Below are 20,124 nucleotides of genomic sequence, written 5' to 3'. Positions count from 1 at the left end.
GAAGTGCCAGCCAGCTGAGCGGAGTTCAGTAGGCGGACCCTGGAAGGGGGGCGCATGAACGGGCTCGACTGGGCCGTGCTCATCGGCTACTTCGGTGTGATGGTCGCGATCGGCGTCTGGTCGCACAAACGCGTGGACAACGTCAGTGACTTCTTCACCGCGGGCGGCAAGATGCCGTGGTGGCTGTCCGGCATCTCGCACCACATGTCGGGCTACAGCGCGGTGATGTTCACCGGGTACGCGGGCATCGCCTACACCTACGGCGTGACCTCGTTCGTCACCTGGTCCTTCCCGATCGCCCTCGGCATCGCGGTCGGCTCGAAACTCTTCGCGCCGCGCATCAACCGCCTCCGCTCCCGCCTGCACGTCGCGTCCCCGCTCGAATACCTGAAGAACCGCTACAACCTCTCCACCCAGCAGGCGCTGGCCTGGTCCGGCATGCTGCTGAAGATCGTGGACGTGGCCGCGAAGTGGGCCGCGATCGCCACCCTGCTGTCGGTGTTCACCGGGGTCTCCCTCAACCAGGGCATCCTCATCACCGGCGCGATCACCGCCGTCTACTGCACGATCGGCGGCCTGTGGGCGGACGCGCTCACGGAACTCGGCCAGTTCGTCATCCAGTTGCTGGCCGGCATCTCGATGTTCGTCGCCGTCGTCCTCAAGCTGAACGACAAGGGCATCGGCATCTTCGACGCCTTCGACCAGCCGGCCCTGCACGGCCACGGCAAGCCGCTGGTCGGCCCCTACGGCACGGTCTTCCTGCTCGCCTTCCTCTTCATCAAGCTCTTCGAGTACAACGGCGGCATGCTCAACCAGGCCCAGCGCTACATGGCGACGGGCAGCCCGAAGGAGGCCGAGCGCGGCGCCCGCCTGTCCGCCGCCCTCTGGCTGGTCTGGCCGGTGGTCCTGTTCTTCCCCATGTGGATGTCGCCGCTCCTGGTCCACGCCCAGAAGCCGGACGGCTCCGACTCCTACGGCCTGATGACCGAACAGCTCCTGCCGCACGGTCTGCTGGGCCTGGTCATCGTCGGCTTCTTCTCTCACACGATGGCGATGTGCTCCTCCGACGCCAACGCCATCGCGGCCGTCTTCACCCGTGACGTGGCCCCGGTCCTCTCGCAGCGGGCGCGGGCCTGGGACCAGCGCTCGGGCCTGATCGCGGCCCGCATCACCACGGTCGTCTTCCTCGGCCTGTCCATGACGGTGGCCACCCAGGTCAACTCCCCCACCTTCAAGGACATCATCACCATCGTCATCAAGTGGGTGGCCGGCCTGATGGGCCCGATCGCGATCCCGATGATGCTGGGCCTGCTCCGCCCCTTCCGCCGCTCCGGCCCGACGGCCGCGCTCACCAGCTGGGCGGCGGGCCTGCTCGCCTTCTGGCTGGTCAACTACCCGATCAACTGGAACGTCGACGGCGGGGTCCCGCTCCAGTACCAGGTCTCGGTCCCGCTGGCCGTCTCCCTGGTCCTCTACATCCTCATCGGCTACCTGAAGCCGGAGGACACCCCGGAACGCCTGGCCATCATCGAGACCGTGAACACGGACGGGGACGGCGCGACGGCGGCGGCCCCGGTCCCGGCGCAGGCCCCGGCGGGCGGCGACGCCCTGGGGACGCCGGTCAAGGACTGACCGAAGGCAACCGGCACACGGAGCACTCGACTCGGCCCGCCCCCGTGGCGGGCCGAGTCGTGCGAGCGGTCACCGGAAGCCGGGCCGAGCCGGCATGTGGACGACCCACCGGGCGCCGTCGCCTCACTCGTTGTGCAGCGCCTCCGCCACCGTGAGCCGTGCCGCGCCACGGGCCGGGAGGTACGCCCCCAGCACCGCGATCGCGAGGCCCGACAGGGCCAGCAGGCCCAGGACGCCGGCCCGCCAGACGTCCGTCATGGAGGGAGGCAGGACGATGTCCACGGCGTTCGCCATGCGCGGCACCACCAGGTCGTAGCCCGCGATGCCCAGCGGGACGCCGAGCAGGGAGCCGATCACCCCCAGCAGCCCCATCGAGGTCACCGTCATCACCGTGACCTGGCGGGGCGTCATGCCGATGGACTTGAGCATGCCCAGGACGCGGCGGCGGTCGCGGGTGTCGAGGACGACCGTGTTGAACACGCCCAGCGCGGCGACCACGGCGAGCATGGCGGTGAGGAGCGTCGCGGAGCCGATGATCGTCTCGGCGCTGCTGCTGGAGCCGCTCACCTCCGGATCGAGGCCGGGGTCCAGGGCCCGGGCCGCCCGCGCGTAGGCGGCCGGGTCGGCGCCGTCGCGGAGCTGCACGTGGTAGGCGATGGGCTTCTCCCCTGCGGCGAGCGCCGTGAACGTCCCCCAGTCCCCGACGAGCAGCCGGCCGTCGGTCTCCATGGTCTCGCCGACGACGGTCACCCGCTCCCGGCGGCCGCCCTTCTCCACCATGACGCGGCCGCCGACGCGCAGACCGTGCCGGCGCAGGAACGCCGACGAGGCCACCACCTCGCCGCTGCCGTGGTTCCACCGGCCGCCGGTGAGCACGTCGCCCAGCCGCGGCAGGTCACCGCGACGGCCCTCGAACATCACCGGCTGCACGGAGCCGACGAGGTGCACCTCGACGTCCCCCCGCGCGGTGACCCGGCTCGCACCCGGCAACGAGCGGAGCATCGCGTCCAGTTGGCGGTCCCCGTGCTCGGCCTCCACGATCCTGCCGTGGCTGACCCGGCTGGCGTACACCGTCACGTCGTAGTCGCGGCCGCTCTCCCCGAACCGGGTCATCGTCGTGGCCAGGCCGGTCGCGAAGGTCACCGTGGCCACCCCCAGGACCACGGCGGCCAGGGTCAGGCCGCTGCGCCCCGGGCGGGCGAACGGCAGACCCGCCCCCAGGCTCACCGACCGGGGCAGCCTGGTGCCGGCCAGCACTCGCTGGAGCCGCAGCGCCCGCCCCGCACGCGGGGCGGTGCCCGCGCTGATCGCCCGCGCCGCGGACAGCCGGTGCGTGCGCGACGCGGGGACGAGCGCGGCGGCCGCGCAGACGGCGGGCATCCCGAGCAGGGCGACCACGTTCACCCAGGGCGCGATGCCTACGTTGCGGTGGAGCATCCCCGCGTCGGGTCCCGTGAACACGAACCGGAGGAAGGGCCGCGCGAGGACGTTCCCGACCAGGGTGCCGAGGGCGCAGCCCACGACCGCGGGCACGGAGACCATGGTGAGGTAGACCGCGACCACCTGGCCGGGGGTGAACCCCAGGGCCTTGAGGATCCCGATGTGCCGGAATCCGGAGATCACCGCGCCGCTCACCACGTTGGCCACGATGAGCACGGCCACGAGGACGCCGAGGAGGCCGAAGGCCATCAGGTACTGGGCGTAGGCCCGGGCCGTGGCACCGACCTGCTGTTTGAGGGTGAGGTACGTCTGGGAGGCGGTGAGCGCGTCCTTCGGCAGCCCCGAGGTGACCGTGGACAGCGCGGTGCGGAGCCGGTTCTGCGAGGAGGCGTCCGTGAAGCGGAACAGCATCTGGGTGGCCGTCGGCCGCAGGGCCGCAGTCTGGGCCGGTGCGACCCAGGCGTCCGCGGTCCGGCTCATCTCGTAGCCGTAGCCGACGATGGTGAGGACAGTGCCCGAGGGCAGCCGGATCCGCTCGCCGAGCGCGGTCCGCCAGTCCGGCTGCCGGTTCAGGACCACCTCGCCCGGCCGGGTGGCCCACCGGCCCGCCCACAGGTCCACCCGGTCCACCGGCCCCCCGGGACCGGAACGGCCCACGATGGTGACCGCGCCCTGGAGTTCCCGGTTGCCGGCATCCGCGGGCATGTCGACGGCGGCCTGGGCGAAGGGCCCTGCGGCGGCCTCGACCCCGGCCCCGCGGGCGGCCTGCCGCAACTGCGCGTCCGACACCTTCGCCGGGTCGAAGGCGGCGACGACGTGCGGGCCGTGCTCCTTGGCGAAGGCCCGGTCGAACGGCGCGGACGCCGAGTCGACCAGACCCAGCGCCACCACGATCGCCCCGGTCGAGGTCAGCGTCACCAGCCAGATGACGAGGGTCTGCAGCCGTCGCCGCCGTACGGCCGCGCGGGCGGCCGCCCATACCGCCCTCATGCGGACGGCTCCAGGGTGTGCTCGCCCGCCACCCTGCCGTCGGCGAGCAGGACCAGCCGGCTGGCGCAGCGCCGCGCGAGGTGCTCGTCGTGGGTCACCAGGATCAGCGTCTGGCCGATCTGGTTGAGGTCGAGCAGCAGGTCCATCACCTGCTCGCCGGCCCGGCTGTCCAGGGCGCCGGTCGGTTCGTCGGCCAGCAGCAGGGCGGGGCGGTTCATCAACGCCCGTGCCACGGCGACGCGTTGCCGTTCCCCGCCGCTGAGCACGGCGGGGTAGGCGTTGCGGCGGTCGGCGATGCCCAGTTCCTCGAAGAGTTCGAGCGCGCGGCGGCGGGCCTGGCGGGCCGGGGAGCCGGTCAGCTGCGCGGCCAGGGCCACGTTGTCCAGGGCGGTCAGGTCGTCGACGAGGTTGAAGAACTGGAAGATCATGCCGATGCGCCGACGCCGGTACAACGCGAGGCCCTTCTCGCCGAGCCTGCCCACGTCCTCGCCGTGCACGACGACCGTGCCGTCCGTCGGCCGGTCGAGACCGGAAACCATGTTGAGCAGGGTGGACTTGCCGCACCCGGAGGGCCCCATCACGGCGACCGCCTCGCCCGCCCGGATCCGCAGCGACACCCCGTCCAGGGCCGTCGTCCCGCCGTACTCCTTGCGCACACCGTCGAGCCGTACGACGGCCTCGCCCGCGCTGTCATCAGTGACCATGCACCGGACGCTAGGCCGGAAGGGCACGCCCGGGCATCCGCCCCCGGGTTGCACCTGGCCGGCGCCTCATCCTGGAGGTGCAGGACCCCCGTCCCACCGGCCGATGCGGCCGCGGCGACGGTCTGCGAGAGTGAACCCCGTGTCGGAGCAGGGGACTTACGCGCTGGTGACGGCGCTGGCGGTGGCGGCCGCGGCCGTCGGCTGGCTGGCCGTGGCACTGCTGCGCACCCGTCGCCGGTGGCAGGCCGTCGTGGGAGAGCGCGGCTGGCTTCTCGAACGGGAGCGGAAGAGCGCCGCGGACGCCGCCGTGGTCGCCGAACGCGACCGTATCGCACGGGAGTTGCACGACATCGTCAGTCATAACGTGAGCCTCATGGTGGTCCAGGCGGGCGCCGCCCGCGAGGTGCTCGGCACGATGCCCGACGAGGCCACGGCCGCACTGCGGGCCGTGGAGGACGCGGGCCGCGGGGCGATGACCGATCTACGGCACCTGCTGGGGCTGCTGGCGCCGTCCCAGAACGGCACCGACCCGGACTACGAGAACCTGGTCGGCCTCGCAGCAGGCGAAGGCGCCGCCGACGGGCCGACCGGACCGGCACCGCAGCCCGGCCTCGACCGGCTCGGCCCGCTGGTCGACCGGATCTCGTTCGCCGGACTGCCCGTGGAGGTACGGATCTCCGGCGAGCCGCGCCCGCTCCCTCAGGGCATCGACGTGACGGCCTACCGCATCGTCCAGGAGGCGCTGACCAATGCGCTCAGACACGGCGAGGACGGCGGCACCGCCCAGGTGACCGTGCGCTACGCGGACCACGCGCTGCGCGTGGAGGTCCTGAACACCGGCCCGAGCGTACTGACCGGCACAGGTCCGGCAGGTTCTGTACGAACCGTGCCGCGGCGTGCCCCCGGCGCCGGCCGCGGACTGCTCGGCCTGCGGGAGCGGGTGGCGGTGTACGGCGGGGACCTGGACGCCCGGCGTCGCCTCGGCGGCGGCTACCGGGTCCGGGCCCGTATCCCCCTGGACCGCCCGTGACGGCCGCCGACGTCTCCGGGCCCTCCCCCCGGGTCCTCATCGCCGACGACCAGACCCTGATCCGCACCGGTTTCCGGCTGATCCTCACCGCCCGCGGCATCGAGGTCGTGGGCGAGGCCGCCGACGGCGCCGAGGCGGTGGCGGCTGCCCGCAGGCTCAGACCGGACGTCGTCCTCATGGACATCCGGATGCCGAACCTGGACGGTCTGGAGGCCACCCGCCTCATCCTGGACCAGCTCCCGCGGTGCCGGATCCTGATCCTGACCACCTTCGACCTGGACCGCTACGTGTACACGGCACTCGCGTCCGGAGCGAGCGGCTTCCTCCTCAAGGACGTCACGCCGGAGCACCTGGCCGCGGCCGTACGGCTGGTCGGCACCGGCGACGCCCTGCTCGCCCCGTCGATCACCAGACGCCTGGTGGAACGCTTCGCCGCCGAGCCCGACCGCGCCCCCGCCGTGCACACCGACCTGACCGCGCTGACACCCCGCGAACTGGAGGTCCTGACCCTGCTGGGCCGTGGCCTGTCCAACACGCGACTGGCCGCCGAACTGACCCTGAGCGAGGCCACGGTGAAGTCCCACGTGGCCCGGATCTTCGCCAAGCTGGGGCTGCGGGACCGCGCCCAGGCCGTGGTGGTCGCCTACGAGACCGGGCTGGTGAGGGCCGGTGACTCCGGCTCCGGTGCCGGAGGGACAGGACCTGCCGGACCCGCCTAACGCGGATACCGCGCCAGCCACCCCGGTGACGCGCCCACCGGACTGTGCAGCGCCGGGCCCTGGGTCATCTCCATCGCGAAGTCGTCGGCGAGTTCGAGGACGGTCTGGCGGCCCTCCAGTTCGGCCACCCAGGCCGGCGGGAGGGCCGTCTCGCCGTGCAGGGCGCCGAGGAGGCCGCCGGTGAGGGCACCCGCGACGGCGGAGGGCCCGGCCTGGTTGACGGCGAGAGACAGCCCGTGCCGTACGTCCTCCCCCACCAGCGCGCAGTACACGGCCGCGGCCAGCATCCCGTCCGCCGCCCCGTCCCCGGTCAGCTCCTCGACCCGGGCCGGGGAGGGCATCCCCTGCCGTACGGCACCGAGCGCGTGCTGCAACGCGTCCGACACGGGCTGGTGCCCCGGCCGGGCGGCGAGCAGGCCGAGGGCCTGCTGGACCGACCCGTCGAGGGACTGACCGCGCGCCAGTCCGTGCACGATCACCGCGTACGCGCCGGCCGACAGACAGGCGGTCGGATGCCCGTGCGTCTGCGCCGAGCACTCCACGGCGAGCTGCACGACGAGCTGCGGCTCCCACCCGACGAGCAGCCCGAACGGCGCCGACCGCGCGACGGCCTCGGGCCCCATGTCATCCGGGTTCTTGGGCGCCTCCAGCGTCCCCATCCGCTCGTCCCCGAGCCCGAGCAGCAGCGACCGGGTCGGCTCCCGCCGCGCGTAGAGCCACTCCTCCCGCGCCAGCCACCCGTCCTCCGTCCGCCGCTCGTCCGGCCCCCAGTCCCGCTGGGTGGCCGCCCACCGCAGATAGGCCCGGTGCAGGTCGGTGGGCGGATGCCAGGCTCCGGTGTCCCTCCTCACCTGGGCTCTTATCAACCCGTCCACGGTGAAGAGAGTCAGCTGCGTGTGATGAGTGACGGTCCCGCGCCGCCCGTACCCGAACCCGAGATCGACCAGCCCCTCGGGCCCGTAGGCGGCCCGTATCTCCTCCAGCGTCAGCCCGTCCACCGGCCCGCCGAGCGCGTCCCCCACGGCCGTACCGAGGAGCGTCCCGCGCACCCGGCTCCGGAAGTCCTGCTGCTCGACACGGCCCCAGACGGCACCCGACGTCACACTCACCACCACGACCTCCTCACGGGCACCGTCCGTACATACGAGCGCACAGCACTGTAATCGACCGGGAACGGTCCGTTCAGGGGACAGTTAGGTATGCGAAGTGTGGGTTGTGTGGTCCCGAGTGGTCGGCTTTCGGCCAGGTCGGACGGGGAGTGAAAAAGGGGTCAGCCGTACCAGGTGACGTTGCAGACGTAGACGCACGCGTGGCGGGGCACGGGCAGGAAACTGATGAACCCCCGACCACCCAGGATGTCGAATTCACGCAGCCCTCCCTCCCGGTCGAGAGGCCTGCCGACCTTCACGGAGTCCTGTCCCAGCGCGGCCAGCTCGGCTGCAAGGCGCTCCACCTCAGCCAGCACTCCGGGTGGCAGGCCATCCGTGACGTACTCGGCACTCGGGTTGTAGTCCCAGGCCCAGTCCGTCACAGCCCGGCCTCCGCCTCAGCCGTCTCCCGGATGGCCTGGATCTCCGTGATGGCGGCCGCCGGGTCCTGCTCGCCCGCGTCCACGATCCGCTCCAGCTCACGCAGGCGGGCGGCACGTTCCGGATGGCGTTGGATCGCCACGAACACGGCCCACGAGTGCACGAAGGCTCGCAGCGGCGCAAGGCTCTGCGTCTGCTGCGCGTTCGTCGTGGCCTCGAAGAGGTGCTGGGTGAGGGCCGGGATCCGGCTCGGGGCGATCCGCGCGACGGCGGCCCGCAGAGCATCCGGGGTGAGTTCGGGCATGGGGATCAGCGGTTCGATCGGGCCGTCGGTCTGGGCACTCACGGTGGCCTCCGGTGCGGGTGGCGCGGTCCTCGTACGGTACCCGGACACCCGACGGGGTGACGCCTTGGCGGCGCCCGTCATCGAGCTCACGGCTCGCGCCTCGTCCTTTCTAGGCGACCGCGCCGACCGCGCGGCAGTCGCGGCACGGCCCCGGTTCCGGAGCGCGGAACGCGCGCTCGCAGCCGTCGCAGGTCTGGAGGGGATCCGGGCGGGACGGTCGGGACGGCGCAGACGCGTCTCTCGGGGTCGGAGCCGGCAGCGACGGCGGCATCCGACTGGCGAGGCGGTGCGCCAGGAAGGCCGCCGGGTGCTTGACCGGGTCCTCGGGCAGGTCGGCCGTGAGTGCGCGTACGACCGCGGTGGGCGGCACGCCCCGCTCCAGCCACATGGAGACGGCCGGTGTCAGCCGGTGTACGTCCCGCTCGCTGAGGAGCAGGCGGGAGTCGTACGTGCGGAGCCCGGCAAGCAGGTCAGGGACCTTGCGCGGGGCTCCCTGCACCCGCGTCGGGACGGGAGTCCTCGGCCGGGCGGCAACGGGCTCCGGGGCCCGCGCCGCCTCGACGACCACCGTGTGCCGCGGCCTGTTGTACGCGACCGTCCGGGTCACGACCTGCCCCGACGGGAGCCGTTCCTTGGTGCGGAGATGGAACCCGTACTTCTCCAGCTCGCGCAGCGCCGCGGCGATCCTGATCTCCCCCTCCGGCAATTGATCGGCGAGCGCCTTGATGCTGACCGGAGCGCCCTCGGGCAGCGACTGGATGTAGCCCCCGATGCCCCTCGCGGTGGCGGACAGCTCCGGGTGCTGGAGCAACTCGTTGCTGATCACGGTGAAGTTGCCGTCGAGGCGTTCCTTCACATGGGTGACACCGGGGTGGGAATGCCGGGTCTTGGCGGGCACGGGCGCGCTAGGCTGCTGGGCAGTCATGGGGAAGGTCTTCTCTTCCTTGATGATCAGGCCCTCGCAGTGGGATGGCAGTCCCGGCGAGGGCCGAAGTATTTCTGGGCTCGTTGCGGCTGACCTTGCACCACAACTGCCACGGCACGCCACTTGAGTTGGGCATATTCACTCCGGCGAGTGATCGCCGGGGACGGCAGGGGAGGGTTGGGTTCTTTCCCCGGTTCTTTGGTCTTTGGCGTCGGGAAGGCCCGGGTCACGGGCCGCCACGACCCGGTGCCCCCAGCTCCGCCCACACCACCTTGCAACCGGCCGGCGCCTCGTCCACGCCCCAACGGTCGGCGCACCCCGCCACGACCAGCAGGCCCCGCCCCGACTCCGCGTCGCCGGACACCGGATCGTGGAGGCGCGGGACGCGGTCGCCCCGGGCGTCGGTCACCTCGATACGGAGCGTGCGGTCGGCGTACAGCCGTAGCCCCAGCCGGAAGTCCCGTCCCGCCACGCGCCCGTGCAGCACCGCGTTCGACGCCAGCTCGGCCACGACCTGTGTCGCCGCCTCCGCGAACGGTGACCTCCAGTCGTCGAGTTGGCGTTCGGTGAGCAGCCGCGCCAGTCGGGCACCTCTTCGAGTGGCGGACAGCTGAACCGTGAAGTGCTGCGTCGGGGCGATGACTTGTGGGAGGGATTTCTGGTTCATGTCACCCAGCGTGGTCGCCCGTTCCTACTCTGAACAGCAACGACCCCGGCACAGAGCGTGACTGTACGGGTGCCGGCCGGGGCCGTACGGGTCGTACGCCGGAAGGGGCGGGTGTGCAGGACGAGGAGGCCGAGGCCGTACTCAGGGCGGTCGGGCGGCAGATCAAGGTGTGGCGGGAGGCCGCCGGGCTGCGGCAGGGCGAACTCGGCGCCGCCATCGGGTACAGCGAGGAGATGGTGTCGGCCGTGGAGCGGGGGCGGCGCATCCCCAAGCCGGACTTCCTGGAGAAGGCCGACGAGGTGCTGGGGGCGGGCGGGAAGCTCGCGTTCATGAAGGAGGACGTGGAGCGGGCTCGGTATCCGAAGAAGGTTCGGGATCTGGCACGGCTGGAGTCGGAAGCGGTCGAGTTGGGCGCGTACGCAAGTCTTCAGATCCACGGCCTGTTGCAAACACCGGAGTACACACAGGCCTTGTACGCCATGCGACGGCCCGCCTACACGGACGAGGAGGTGGAGCGCCTCGTCGCCGCGCGCATGGCACGAAAGGCGGTGTTCGAGCGAGTGCCTCGACCGGCGATCACATTCGTGCTGGAAGAGCTGACTCTGCGACGACCGCTCGGAGGGAGAACGGTCCTGCGGCAGCAGCTCCGACAACTGTTGGACATGGGCCAGTTGCGACATGTAGAGATCCAGGTAATGCCGACGGACCGCGAGGACCACGCGGGCGTGATGGGCTCGTTTCGCGTGCTGAAACTTCCGGATGGCAAGACACTGGGGCACTCCGAGGGCCAGCTGCACGACCGGGTGATCAGCGATCCCCGAGAGGCTCAGATCTTGGAAATGCGCTATGGAATGATCCGGGCGCAGGCTCTCCCGCCACGGGAGTCCCTGGCGTTCATCGAGAAGGTTCTGGGAGAAGAGAAATGACCTCCGCACTGAACTGGTTCAAGAGCAGCTACAGCGGCAACGACGGCCCCGACTGCGTCGAGGTCGCCATATCCCCCGCAACCGCCACCACCGTCCACGTCCGCGACAGCAAGGACAAGGACGGCGCACGGCTCACCTTCACCGACGCCTCGTGGGCCGGGTTCGTGCGGGAGATCACCGGTCCATGACCGGTGACCTGGAAGTGAGCGCTCTGGCGATCAATGTCACGATCCCGGAGCAACTCCGCTGGACGGACACCCGGCGCGACGAGGCGTTCCTCTTGAGCACGCTCACCATCCGGCTCCTCCCGGACGGCCACCTCTCGGTGAAGGCCTACGGCCGACCGGTCGCCGGCGGTCGGGGTACCTACGTCTCGTTCCCGGTTCCCGACCGCCCCGAACTCGCGGCCCTGATCGCCGACGCCGCCGACCGTGCCGGGACGCTGTGGGCCGCCCACCGAGGTCTTGCCTGAACCTCGGTCAGCACACCGATCTCGCCACGGAAACCTGGTGACACGGTGAACGGCGGGCCGGCCCGACGCGCCTCTCGCGGCTCACGGACCGGCCATGGTGAGCCGGCCGTCCCTCAGCGCAGTCGGCGTACGCGCAGTACCAGGTCGTCTGTGTGGTGGGCGCCGGCGCCGCCGTCGGGTGCCACGCGGGGGCGCTGTTCGTGCACCTCTGCCTCCCAGTCGTCGTCGAGGAGGTCGACGACCGTCGACGGCCACACATAGTCAGCCGGGTCGAAGTCGCTGTCGTGTGCCTGCCGGGTCTCCATCCCCGCGTGGTGCACGACCAGCAGGATGCCGCCGGGCGCGACGGCGGCGAGCAGCGCTCGCTCCGCCGCGGCGTCAGGGGTGCGCAGCAGGGCCGGGTACTGCGCTGACACCAGATCGAAGGAGGCCGGCGGGATCATCGCGTCGGTCAGCGCGGCGTGCACCCAGTCAATGGCGAGGCCGGCGTCCCGCGCGTGTCCTGCCGCCCGCTCCAGTGCCACGCCGGAGACCTCCAGCGCGGTCACGTCCCAGCCGTGCCGCGCGAGCCAGATGGCGTCCGCGCCCTCGCCGCAGCCCACGTCGAGTACCCGGCCGGGGGTGAGCCCGGCGACCTCGGTCACGAGCGCACCGTTGGGCCGGCCGCTCCACAACTGCTGCCGTTCCGAGTACCGGTTGTCCCATTCCGCCCGCACCGCGGGGTCCCCGAGGTATCCGTCGGCAGGCCCGGGGATGCCGGACGCGGGTGATTCTTCTGCGATGTCGTTGTCGGCCACGGGCCCACCGTCGCCCGGCCGGGTCCCGGTCTGCCACTTCTGTTGCCGGTCCGGCAAAACGGCGGTCTGTCGCGCCGCGTCGGCGCGCTCACGTGTCTACCGGTGCGTGCTCAGGCCGTCGAGGATGAGCCCGAGCATGCGAGGGGCCCGGTCTTCAGGGGTGGACGCGGCGCGCCAGAGGGCTCCTGTGAGTTGGAGGAAATCGCCGGGGTCGGCGTCCTGGCGGATGGCGCCGTCCTTCTTGCCGGCGTCCAGGAGCTGGGTGAGGGCGGCGATGACGGGGCCGTAGCTCTCCTCGGCGATCGCCTGGTGCGCCCCGGCGCTGAGGGCGTCACCCAGGCCGTGCTTCTTGCGCATGGCTTCGACCAGGTCGGTCGTCCAGTGGCGCAGCGCTTCCAGGGGCGGCATCTCGGCCAGCAGGTCCGGCACGGTGCCGGTGATGCGTGCCACCTCGTCCTGGTAGACGGCCAGCACCAGGGCCTCGCGGGTGGGGAAGTTGCGGTACAGCGTGCCCGCCCCGACCCCGGCGCGCTGGGCCACCTGGTTCATCGAGGCGTTGCCGTCCTCGGTGAACGCCTCGCGGGCGGCCGCGAGGATGCGTGCCCGGTTCTCGCGAGCGTCTGAACGGACCACGGGACCTCACCTTGCTAAGTGGAGAACTCTCCACTACGTTATTCGGAGAGTTCTCCACTTACTTTAGAGGGGCGTCATGCACTACATCAAGCTCGGCACCACAGGCCTGGACGTGTCACCGATCGCGATCGGCGCGATGACCTACGGCGAGCCCGACCGCGGGCACCCCGTCTGGTCGAAGGGCGAGCAGGAGGCCCGGCCGCTCATCCGGCACGCGGTGGAGGCGGGGATCAACTTCTTCGACACCGCGAACCTGTACTCCAACGGTTCCAGCGAGGAAATCCTCGGCCGCGCGCTCAAGGACTACGCCGACCGCGACGCCGTGGTCATCGCCACGAAGCTGCGCCACCCGATGCGCCTCGGACCGAACGGGCGGGGACTGTCCCGCAAGGCGATCATGACGGAGGTCGACCACTCCCTGCGCCGCCTGGGAACCGACTACATCGACCTTTACCAGATCCACCGCAACGACCACTCCACCCCCTGGGAGGAGACACTCGAAGCGCTCAACGACCTCGTGAAGGCCGGCAAGGTCCGCTACCTCGGTGCCTCGTCCATGCACGCATGGGAGTTCGCCAAGGCCCTGCACCTGCAGAAGCAGAACGGCTGGGCACGCTTCGTGTCGATGCAGAACCACTACAACCTCCTCGCCCGCGAGGAGGAGCGCGAGATGATCCCGCTGTGTCTGGACGAGGGGGTCGGCACGGTCATCTGGTCGCCCCTGGCGCGCGGACGCCTGGCCCGCGCGTGGGACGACGCCCGCGCCACAGCGCGCGCCGAGACGGACGGAGCGTACGCGGACCTGCTCTACTCGCCCGAGCAGGAGGCATCCAACAAGGCGATCGTCGACGCGGTCGGGCAGGTGGCGGACGCGCGCGGCGTCACCCGTGCGCAGGTCGCACTCGCCTGGCTGCGACGTCAGCCGGTCGTCACCGCACCGCTGGTCGGCGCCGGCTCGATCCGGCAGATCGACGAGGCGGTGGCCTCCCTGGAAGTCGGGCTCACCGACGACGAGGTGCGCGCCCTGGAGGCCCCGTACACGCCGCGGTACGACTGGCAGGGCGTCTCGGACGAGGCCGAGCTGGAGGCCATCCGCCGGCGCGTCCCCGGAATGGCCCTGTCTTGAAGCCCATCGTCCGCTCCGGCGCTGCCGCGCACGCCGGAGCCCTCCTCATCCTCCTCGGCCCGCTCGTGTCCTGGCTCGCCGAGTTCGTCACCGCCGCCGCCTGGCAGGACCCGCCGTACTCCCCCCTCTACAACTGGGTCAGTCACCTCGGCCTGACCGGCCCGGCGCAGACCGCGTTCGGGCAGGTCGCGAACTCCCCCCTCGGTGCCGTCATGGACACCGGTTGGGTCCTCTACGGCGTCCTCCTGATCGTCGGCTCGTTCCTCGTGTTCGACCCACGCAGGGGCACCCGCCCGGTCATCGTCCTGGCCCTGGCCGTCCTCGCCGGCATCGGAGTCGCACTCGTCGGCACCGTCCAGGGCTCCAACGCCAACGTCGACAACGGCCTCATCGCGTTCCACACCCTCGGCGCGCAGACCGTCATGATCGCCGGCAACACCATGGCGATCGTCGTCGGAGCCAATGGAGCCCGCGCCGGTCTCGGCAGGCGCCGGTCGGTCGCGAGCGTCGCACTCGGCACCTTCGGGCTGATCGCGTTCCCGCTCTTCATGGCCGACGTCCTCACCGGCTGGATGTGGGACGTCGGCATGTTCGAGCGTGCCGTGATCTACCCGATCATGATCGGCCACGCCCTCCTCGGAAGCGGCCTGGCCGCTTCCGCCCCGCGTCGTCACGCGACGCGCCCGCTGCCCCCTTTCGATGCGCACGTCGCGCGCTGAGGAGACACAGATGACACAGGTACTGGTCACCGGAGGAACAGGATTCATCGGCAGCTGGTGCGTCCTGACCCTGCTCGAAGCCGGACACACCGTACGCACCACGGTCCGCGACCTGCGGCGTGAACCGGCACTGCGCTCCTGGCTCCACGCGGCCGGTCCGTTCGACGACGACCGCCTCACGGTGGTACGTGCCGACCTCGAACACCCCGAGGACTGGGACGACGCCGTCGCCGACTGCGACTACGTCCTGAACGTCGCCTCCCCGACGCTGCGTCACACCCCGGCGAACGACGACGACCTGGTCGTCCCGGCACGGGAGGGCGTCGTACGAGTGCTGCGCGCCGCCCGTGACGCCAAAGTCCGCCGGGTCGTCCTCACCAGTGCCTTCGGTGCCATCGGGATCGGGCACCCCCCGCGCTCGACCCCGTTCACCGAGGAGGACTGGACCGACCTCGACAGCGACATCCCGCCCTACCAGCGCTCCAAGACCCTGGCCGAGCGCGCCGCCTGGCAGTTCGTCGAAGAGGAAGGTGATGGTCTGGAGATGACAGCGGTGCATCCCGTGGGCGTCTTCGGCCCCCTGCTCGGCCCGGACGACCCGCCGTCCCTGCGTCTGGTGCGCAGAATGCTCGAAGGACGGGTTCCGGCGTGCCCGCCCTTCGGAATGGGCTACGTGGATGTGCGCGACGTCGCCGACCTGCACGTGCGCGCGATGACCGATCCGGCAGCCGCCGGCGAGCGCTTCCTCGCCGTCGCCGGGCACAGCCTGCGCGTCGTCGAGATAGCCCGCATACTGCGTGACCGCCTGGGTGAGCGCGCCGCGAAGGCCCCGACCCGCGAACTGCCTGTCTGGCTCACCCGTGGGCTGGGTGTCGTGAACCCGGAACTGCGACTGCTCAGGCACCAGCTCGGCCGCGATCTCGACGCCACGAGCGCCAAGGCCGAGCGACTCCTGGGGTGGCGGGCCCGTCCGATCGAGGACACCATCGCCGAGACCGCCGAGAGTCTCCTTGCCCACGGCATCGGCCGCTGACCGGGACGGCAGCGCGCCTCCACGGATGCACAGCGCCTGGGCGGAACAGACCTGCCACCAAAGGCCATTGATACGACCTCCAAGAGCCGACCGGTGTTCACAGGGTGCTGCGCTGCCGGATCGCGGCCCGGTGTTCCAGGGCCCAGGGGTAGTCCGGTTGCAGGGCGATGGCGTGGTCCAGGTCGGTGAGGCCCTCTTCGTGGCGGCCCAGGTTGGACAGGGAGACGCCTCGGCTCGCGTAGGCGTACGCGTACTCGGGGTCGAGTTCGAGGGCGCGGTCGTAGTCGGCCAGGGCCTCCCCGTCGCGGCCGGCGACGCGCAGCGCGTCGCCGCGTTCACAGCGGCCCCAGGCCCAGTCGGGCTGCAGGGCGAGAGCGCGGTCGAACTGACCGGCCAGGGCCGCCATCGCCTCGGGCACCCCGGCCGCGCCCTCGTCGACGTACGCGGTCAGCGCTCCGGCCTCCCGGGCGATCTGCTCCAACTCCCTGACCAGACGGGTCTTCCCGACGCCCGCCGGACCGTGCACATGGAACAGGAACCGGTGCCGCTCGTCCTCCGGCGGCAGCTGGAGATTCCGCCGGAACGCGGCCCGCTCCTCGACCCGCCCGACGAACCCGGCCCTCCGGCGCCGCCCGATCAGCTCCTGCATCGACGGCCGTGTCGATCCCATCCGCGCCTCCCCCGCAGTCGGCCCACAGAGAGTCTGGCAGAGACCACCAGTCCGGACGGAGCCACCGCCGCGGCTGACCCGACGAGGTGTAAATCACTGGCCGGTTCTGGTCTCTTGCCAGGGGCTTCTGCCGGCTTCTATTTTTTGAGCGACTGCTCAAACGAAAGAAGATGCGGCATGACCAGCAACAGACGTGCCTGGCTGCTCTTCGGCGGATGGCTTCTGACCGGAGCCTGCTACCTGCTCGCCCTCCTCACCGTGCTGTCGGTCGGGATCTTCGTCCTGCCGATCGCCGTGGCCGGCACGGTCGTCCTGGCCACGCGCCGGGACGGCTCCCGGGGTCTGCCCGGCCTGCTGTCCGGTGCGAGCCTGCCGCTGTTCCTGCTCGCCTACCTCAACCGGCACGGCCCCGGCACCTACTGCACCACCTCGGCCGGCGGCAGCAGTTGCACCGAGGGCCTGCTCGACCCGTGGCTGCTGCTGGCCGTCGGCCTGCTCGTCCTCGGCGCCGGACCCGCGCTGTTGCTCACGATCCGACGACGGCCGGTGCACGGCTCCGCGCCGAGCCCCTCCCGGTAGCGGAGTCACCTGACATGCTGCACGCATGTCGACACCGACCCCGCACCCGCATGCGTCCGTCGAGGCTGCCGCCCCCTCCGTCAACGGCCTGCGCCTGCAAGCGCGTCGGGTGAGCCGGGAGGTCCGTGGCGGCGGACGGATACTGAACGGCATATCCGTCGATGTCGCCCCGGGGCAGCTCACGGTGATCGCCGGGAGCAGCGGTGCGGGCAAGACCGTGCTGTTGCAGACGCTGGCCGGACTGAGCGCGCCGAGCGGCGGCGACGTGCTGCACGACGGGGCGCCCCCCGGGCCGCCCGGGCCGGACTTCGGGTTCGTCCCGCAGGAGGACATCATCCACCGCGAACTGCCGCTGCGCCGCACGCTGGTGTACGCGGCGGGTCTGCGGATGGCTCCGGGAACGCCGGCCGGGACCGTGCTGGAGACCGTCGACCGGGTGCTGCTCACGCTCGGTCTGGCGGAGCGGGCGGAGACCCCCGTGCGCGCACTGAGCGGCGGTGAACGCAAACGGGCCAGTATCGCGGTCGAGTTGCTCACCCGGCCCCGGGTGCTCTTCCTCGACGAGCCGACGTCCGGGCTCGACCCGGTCACCGGCGCGGCCCTGCTGCGCACCCTGCGGGCATTCGCCGGGGACGGCACCACCGTCGTGCTGACCACGCATGTCCTCGCCGATCTGCTCCGCGCCGACCAGGTCGTCTTCCTCTCCGCCGGTGGCGAGGTCGCGTACGCGGGTGACCCGGCCGCCCTGTTCGAGGCCTTCGGGGTCGGCACCGTGGAGGAGGTGTACGAGGCGGTGGCGGGCGGCGCACGTGTCGAACGGTCCGGAGGCGGCGACGCCCCGGGGATTCCTGATGCCGTGTCACCGGCCGGGCGGCCGAGGCGGGTCGGCGTCCTGCGCCAGTGGGCGCTGCTGACCCGGCGCGGTACCGCGCTGATGCTGCACAACCGGCTCTCGGTCGCCGTCCTCGCGGGCTCGCCGGTGATGATCGTGGCGATGTTCGCGGTGCTCTTCCGGGCCGGCGCGTTCGATCCGGCGGCACCGGATCCGGGCTCCTCGGCGATGATCATGTTCTGGATCGCGTTCGGCGCGTTCTTCTTCGGGCTGACGTACGGCCTGCTCCAGATCTGCACCGAGCTGCCGGTCCTGCGCCGTGAGTGGCTCGCGGGGCTGCGGATCGGGCCCTACGTCGCCTCGAAGCTGACGACCATGCTGCCGGTGCTCGCGGTCGCGGACGGGCTGTTGCTGGTGGTGCTGCGTGCCCTCGACCGGCTGCCCGCGGCGGGCCGGGACACGTACGGATCGCTGTTCGTGTCGAGCGTGCTGGCCTCGGCCGCCGCCCTCGCGCTGGGGCTGCTCGCGTCGGCGGCGGTGCCGGAGCCGGGGCAGGCCACGCTGATGCTGCCGTTGCTCTGCTTCCCCCAGGTGCTGTTCTCGGGCGCCTTCGTGCCGGTGCCCCGGATGACGGTGGCCGGGAAGGCGATCAGCTGGGCGATGACCAACCGGTGGGCGTTCGAGGCGCTGGGCAGCGGGGTGGGTCTCGAGTCGCTGTGGCGGGCGGGCGGCTCGCGGCTCGGTCCGCCGCTGCTGGCGTCTTACGGGGATTCGTTCGGGCATCCGGCGAGCCGCGGGTGGGTGATCCTGGCGGGCTTCACACTGGTGTTCCTGGCCTGGACGTGGGTGGTTCTGGCCCGCAAGTGCCGGGACGGGGCGGCGCGGAGCCGGGCGGGGCGGTGATCCCCCGTCTTGACGGCACCGGCTCAGCAGCTCTCCCGTGCGGCCAGCCCGGCCGCCGTCGGCACCCGGTCCCGGTAGGTCCCCGTCACGAACGCCAGGAGCGCCTCGATGTCCCTGGGCTGGGACGACACGCCCAGGGAGACCCGGACGGCGCCCGCCGACGGCAGCTCCAGGAGCTCCAGGTACTCGTCCAGTGAGGCGACTTGTGTGTCGGCCGCCGAGCGCAGCCGGGTCAGGGGCAGGTCGAACGCCTCCTCTCCGGCGCCCGGATTGCAGAAGCAGCCCGTGCGCAGGGATATGCCGTGGGCGGCACTGTCGCGGGTGACGACGCGTTCGTCGACGACACGGCCGTCCGCGCCGAGCACGTTCAGCGCGACCGTGCCGCCGCGGGCCGCGTCGGGGCGGTCGGTGCCGTACACCCGCACCAGCGGCGAGCCGTCGCTGTGCCGCAACGCGCGCAGACCGGTGAGCAGTTGGCCGGTGAGAGCGGTGACGTGGGCGTGTATGCGGTCCATGCCGATGCCGTCGATCCAGGCGAGTCCGGCGGTCACGTCCGGCAGCGACAGGAAGTTGACCGTGCCGTCCTCGAAGGCGGCCTCGTCGGCGGCGAGTACGTGCCACTGGGCCTGGGCGCTGACGGCGTAGATGGTGCCGCCCGAGAACCAGGGGCGGCGCAGCCTGGCGAGGGCCGCGCGGCGGGCGATCAGGCTGCCGACGCCGGTGGGATGCCCGAAGACCTTGTACCAGCTGACGGCGGTGAAGTCCGGGTGGTGGCGGCTCAGGTCAAGGACGTTGGTCGGGGCGAAGGCCGCCGCGTCGAGCAGGACGTCGTAGCCGTGCGCCTGGGCGGCGGCGATCCAGTCCAGTGAGTGCTGGACGCCGGTGAAGTTGCTCTGCGCCGGATAGGCGAGCAGGCCGCCGGCGCCTTTGCCCGGGCCGGGCGGGGACAGGGCGGCGAGCAGCCGCCGCTCGTCGATGTGCAGGCCCGGTACGTACACGGACGCGGCACCCCGCGCCCGTGCGTACTCCCGGAGGCCGTTGACCGAGTTGTGGTTGTCGAGCGACATCACGAGCCGGCTGTCGCCCGTGAAGGGGTACGCCTCGCCGACCAGCCGCAGGGCGCCGGTCGCGTTGGGGGTGAAGATCACGGCGTATTCGCCGGGGTCGGCGTTGAAGTGGCGGAGCACCGCCTGCCGGGCCTCGTCCAGCAGGAGCCCGGAGGCGCGGGAGGCGGGGCTCTCGGAGTGCGGGTTGCCGAACAGTCCGCCGGTGATCCGCCGGGCGCTGCCCATGACGAGGGAGCGCGGGGGGAGTCCGGCGCCGGTGTGGTCGAGGTAGGTGTGTCCGCCCTCGTCGAGGTAGCCGAACTCGCGTGTCCGCAACTCCGCGAAGCCGTCGGCGTTTTCCGCGTCGCGTATGCGTCCGCCGACGTCTGCCGTATCCATGTGAACC

Annotated in this window: 22 protein-coding genes and 1 pseudogene; 11 read left to right on the top strand and 12 right to left on the bottom strand. The window is 71.7% G+C overall.

All coding sequences use genetic code 11. The features are described 5' to 3' along the window. Nucleotides 1–54 precede the first annotated feature (54 nt). Nucleotides 55–1,632, top strand: a complete 1,578-nt coding sequence (locus tag ACZ4UV_RS34950) for a sodium:solute symporter family protein (RefSeq protein WP_451019902.1) — start codon at nucleotides 55–57, stop codon at nucleotides 1,630–1,632. Between the two features lie 123 nt (nucleotides 1,633–1,755). On the opposite strand, the gene ACZ4UV_RS34945 is transcribed toward ACZ4UV_RS34950, so the two are convergent. Both ACZ4UV_RS34945 and ACZ4UV_RS34940 read right to left on the bottom strand, forming a co-directional pair. Then, the gene (locus ACZ4UV_RS34945; RefSeq protein ID WP_467843452.1) at nucleotides 1,756–4,062 is read right to left on the bottom strand and encodes an ABC transporter permease; all 2,307 of its coding nucleotides are present in this window, start codon (nucleotides 4,060–4,062) and stop codon (nucleotides 1,756–1,758) included. Further along, the gene (locus tag ACZ4UV_RS34940; RefSeq protein WP_451019900.1) at nucleotides 4,059–4,766 is read right to left on the bottom strand and encodes an ABC transporter ATP-binding protein; all 708 of its coding nucleotides are present in this window, start codon (nucleotides 4,764–4,766) and stop codon (nucleotides 4,059–4,061) included. The genes ACZ4UV_RS34945 and ACZ4UV_RS34940 overlap by 4 nt, the downstream gene beginning before the upstream one ends. 139 nt (nucleotides 4,767–4,905) lie before the next feature. Here ACZ4UV_RS34940 and ACZ4UV_RS34935 point away from each other — a divergent pair, with 139 nt between their 5' ends. Together ACZ4UV_RS34935 and ACZ4UV_RS34930 are read left to right on the top strand one after the other, a co-directional pair. Continuing rightward, nucleotides 4,906–5,796: a sensor histidine kinase gene (locus ACZ4UV_RS34935; protein ID WP_451019899.1), complete on the top strand. Its 891-nt coding sequence runs from the start codon at nucleotides 4,906–4,908 to the stop codon at nucleotides 5,794–5,796. Then, nucleotides 5,793–6,515, top strand: coding sequence for a response regulator (locus ACZ4UV_RS34930; protein WP_451019898.1), 723 nt, complete (start codon nucleotides 5,793–5,795; stop codon nucleotides 6,513–6,515). Before ACZ4UV_RS34935 ends, ACZ4UV_RS34930 begins: the two co-directional genes overlap by 4 nt. On the opposite strand, the gene ACZ4UV_RS34925 is transcribed toward ACZ4UV_RS34930, so the two are convergent. From ACZ4UV_RS34925 to ACZ4UV_RS34905, 5 genes are all read right to left on the bottom strand, one after another. Further along, nucleotides 6,512–7,624 (bottom strand): ADP-ribosylglycohydrolase family protein, encoded by a 1,113-nt coding sequence (locus ACZ4UV_RS34925; RefSeq protein WP_467843447.1) that lies wholly within the window; start codon nucleotides 7,622–7,624, stop codon nucleotides 6,512–6,514. The genes ACZ4UV_RS34930 and ACZ4UV_RS34925 overlap by 4 nt on opposite strands. Nucleotides 7,625–7,785: 161 nt before the next feature. After that, on the bottom strand, nucleotides 7,786–8,046 hold the full coding sequence (locus ACZ4UV_RS34920; protein ID WP_451019896.1) for a hypothetical protein: 261 nt from the start codon (nucleotides 8,044–8,046) through the stop codon (nucleotides 7,786–7,788). Beyond that, nucleotides 8,043–8,390, bottom strand: a complete 348-nt coding sequence (locus tag ACZ4UV_RS34915; RefSeq protein ID WP_388600569.1) for a DUF6247 family protein — start codon at nucleotides 8,388–8,390, stop codon at nucleotides 8,043–8,045. The genes ACZ4UV_RS34920 and ACZ4UV_RS34915 overlap by 4 nt, the downstream gene beginning before the upstream one ends. A 109-nt stretch (nucleotides 8,391–8,499) precedes the next feature. Next, a complete protein-coding gene (locus ACZ4UV_RS34910) occupies nucleotides 8,500–9,315 on the bottom strand; it encodes a helix-turn-helix domain-containing protein (RefSeq protein ID WP_467843443.1) in 816 nt (271 codons plus the stop codon). Nucleotides 9,316–9,541: 226 nt separating this feature from the next. Continuing rightward, a complete protein-coding gene (locus tag ACZ4UV_RS34905) occupies nucleotides 9,542–9,982 on the bottom strand; it encodes an ATP-binding protein (protein WP_467843440.1) in 441 nt (146 codons plus the stop codon). Nucleotides 9,983–10,095: 113 nt separating this feature from the next. Between ACZ4UV_RS34905 and ACZ4UV_RS34900 the strand changes: the two genes are divergently transcribed. Genes ACZ4UV_RS34900 through ACZ4UV_RS34890 form a run of 3 tightly spaced genes read left to right on the top strand, consistent with a single transcriptional unit; the run spans nucleotide 10,096 to nucleotide 11,380 of the window. Further along, nucleotides 10,096–10,908, top strand: coding sequence for a helix-turn-helix domain-containing protein (locus ACZ4UV_RS34900; protein ID WP_467843437.1), 813 nt, complete (start codon nucleotides 10,096–10,098; stop codon nucleotides 10,906–10,908). After that, on the top strand, nucleotides 10,905–11,096 hold the full coding sequence (locus tag ACZ4UV_RS34895) for a DUF397 domain-containing protein (protein ID WP_467843434.1): 192 nt from the start codon (nucleotides 10,905–10,907) through the stop codon (nucleotides 11,094–11,096). Before ACZ4UV_RS34900 ends, ACZ4UV_RS34895 begins: the two co-directional genes overlap by 4 nt. Continuing rightward, complete coding sequence (locus ACZ4UV_RS34890) at nucleotides 11,093–11,380, top strand: hypothetical protein (protein ID WP_467843431.1); 288 nt, start codon at nucleotides 11,093–11,095, stop codon at nucleotides 11,378–11,380. The genes ACZ4UV_RS34895 and ACZ4UV_RS34890 overlap by 4 nt, the downstream gene beginning before the upstream one ends. Nucleotides 11,381–11,493: 113 nt before the next feature. Here ACZ4UV_RS34890 and ACZ4UV_RS34885 read toward each other — a convergent pair whose 3' ends face one another. Next, a complete protein-coding gene (locus tag ACZ4UV_RS34885; RefSeq protein ID WP_451016699.1) occupies nucleotides 11,494–12,177 on the bottom strand; it encodes a class I SAM-dependent methyltransferase in 684 nt (227 codons plus the stop codon). A 96-nt stretch (nucleotides 12,178–12,273) separates the two neighbouring features. Next, nucleotides 12,274–12,810, bottom strand: coding sequence for a TetR/AcrR family transcriptional regulator (locus ACZ4UV_RS34880; RefSeq protein WP_467843428.1), 537 nt, complete (start codon nucleotides 12,808–12,810; stop codon nucleotides 12,274–12,276). A gap of 76 nt (nucleotides 12,811–12,886) precedes the next feature. Between ACZ4UV_RS34880 and ACZ4UV_RS34875 the strand changes: the two genes are divergently transcribed. Genes ACZ4UV_RS34875 through ACZ4UV_RS34865 form a run of 3 tightly spaced genes read left to right on the top strand, consistent with a single transcriptional unit; the run spans nucleotide 12,887 to nucleotide 15,688 of the window. Next, nucleotides 12,887–13,936 (top strand): aldo/keto reductase, encoded by a 1,050-nt coding sequence (locus ACZ4UV_RS34875; RefSeq protein ID WP_451016701.1) that lies wholly within the window; start codon nucleotides 12,887–12,889, stop codon nucleotides 13,934–13,936. Continuing rightward, the gene (locus ACZ4UV_RS34870) at nucleotides 13,933–14,655 is read left to right on the top strand and encodes a DUF998 domain-containing protein (RefSeq protein WP_451016702.1); all 723 of its coding nucleotides are present in this window, start codon (nucleotides 13,933–13,935) and stop codon (nucleotides 14,653–14,655) included. The genes ACZ4UV_RS34875 and ACZ4UV_RS34870 overlap by 4 nt, the downstream gene beginning before the upstream one ends. Nucleotides 14,656–14,665: 10 nt before the next feature. Beyond that, nucleotides 14,666–15,688, top strand: coding sequence for an SDR family oxidoreductase (locus tag ACZ4UV_RS34865; protein ID WP_467843423.1), 1,023 nt, complete (start codon nucleotides 14,666–14,668; stop codon nucleotides 15,686–15,688). A gap of 97 nt (nucleotides 15,689–15,785) precedes the next feature. Here the strand turns inward: ACZ4UV_RS34865 and ACZ4UV_RS34860 are convergent, their stop codons facing one another. Then, complete coding sequence (locus tag ACZ4UV_RS34860; protein WP_467843885.1) at nucleotides 15,786–16,055, bottom strand: tetratricopeptide repeat protein; 270 nt, start codon at nucleotides 16,053–16,055, stop codon at nucleotides 15,786–15,788. Between the two features lie 6 nt (nucleotides 16,056–16,061). Next, nucleotides 16,062–16,358, bottom strand: a pseudogene (locus ACZ4UV_RS34855) (ATP-binding protein); the annotation flags it as partial. A 177-nt stretch (nucleotides 16,359–16,535) separates the two neighbouring features. On the opposite strand from ACZ4UV_RS34855, the gene ACZ4UV_RS34850 reads away from it, so the two are divergent. Both ACZ4UV_RS34850 and ACZ4UV_RS34845 read left to right on the top strand, forming a co-directional pair. Further along, nucleotides 16,536–16,937, top strand: a complete 402-nt coding sequence (locus tag ACZ4UV_RS34850) for a hypothetical protein (RefSeq protein ID WP_467843421.1) — start codon at nucleotides 16,536–16,538, stop codon at nucleotides 16,935–16,937. 25 nt (nucleotides 16,938–16,962) lie between these two features. Continuing rightward, on the top strand, nucleotides 16,963–18,672 hold the full coding sequence (locus tag ACZ4UV_RS34845) for an ATP-binding cassette domain-containing protein (protein WP_467843418.1): 1,710 nt from the start codon (nucleotides 16,963–16,965) through the stop codon (nucleotides 18,670–18,672). 23 nt (nucleotides 18,673–18,695) lie between these two features. On the opposite strand, the gene ACZ4UV_RS34840 is transcribed toward ACZ4UV_RS34845, so the two are convergent. After that, complete coding sequence (locus ACZ4UV_RS34840) at nucleotides 18,696–20,117, bottom strand: aminotransferase class V-fold PLP-dependent enzyme (RefSeq protein WP_467843415.1); 1,422 nt, start codon at nucleotides 20,115–20,117, stop codon at nucleotides 18,696–18,698. Nucleotides 20,118–20,124 lie beyond the last annotated feature (7 nt).

It is taken from the genome of Streptomyces sp. NPDC028289, assembly GCF_055565975.1.
This window is presented reverse-complemented; position numbering and strand designations above follow the sequence as displayed.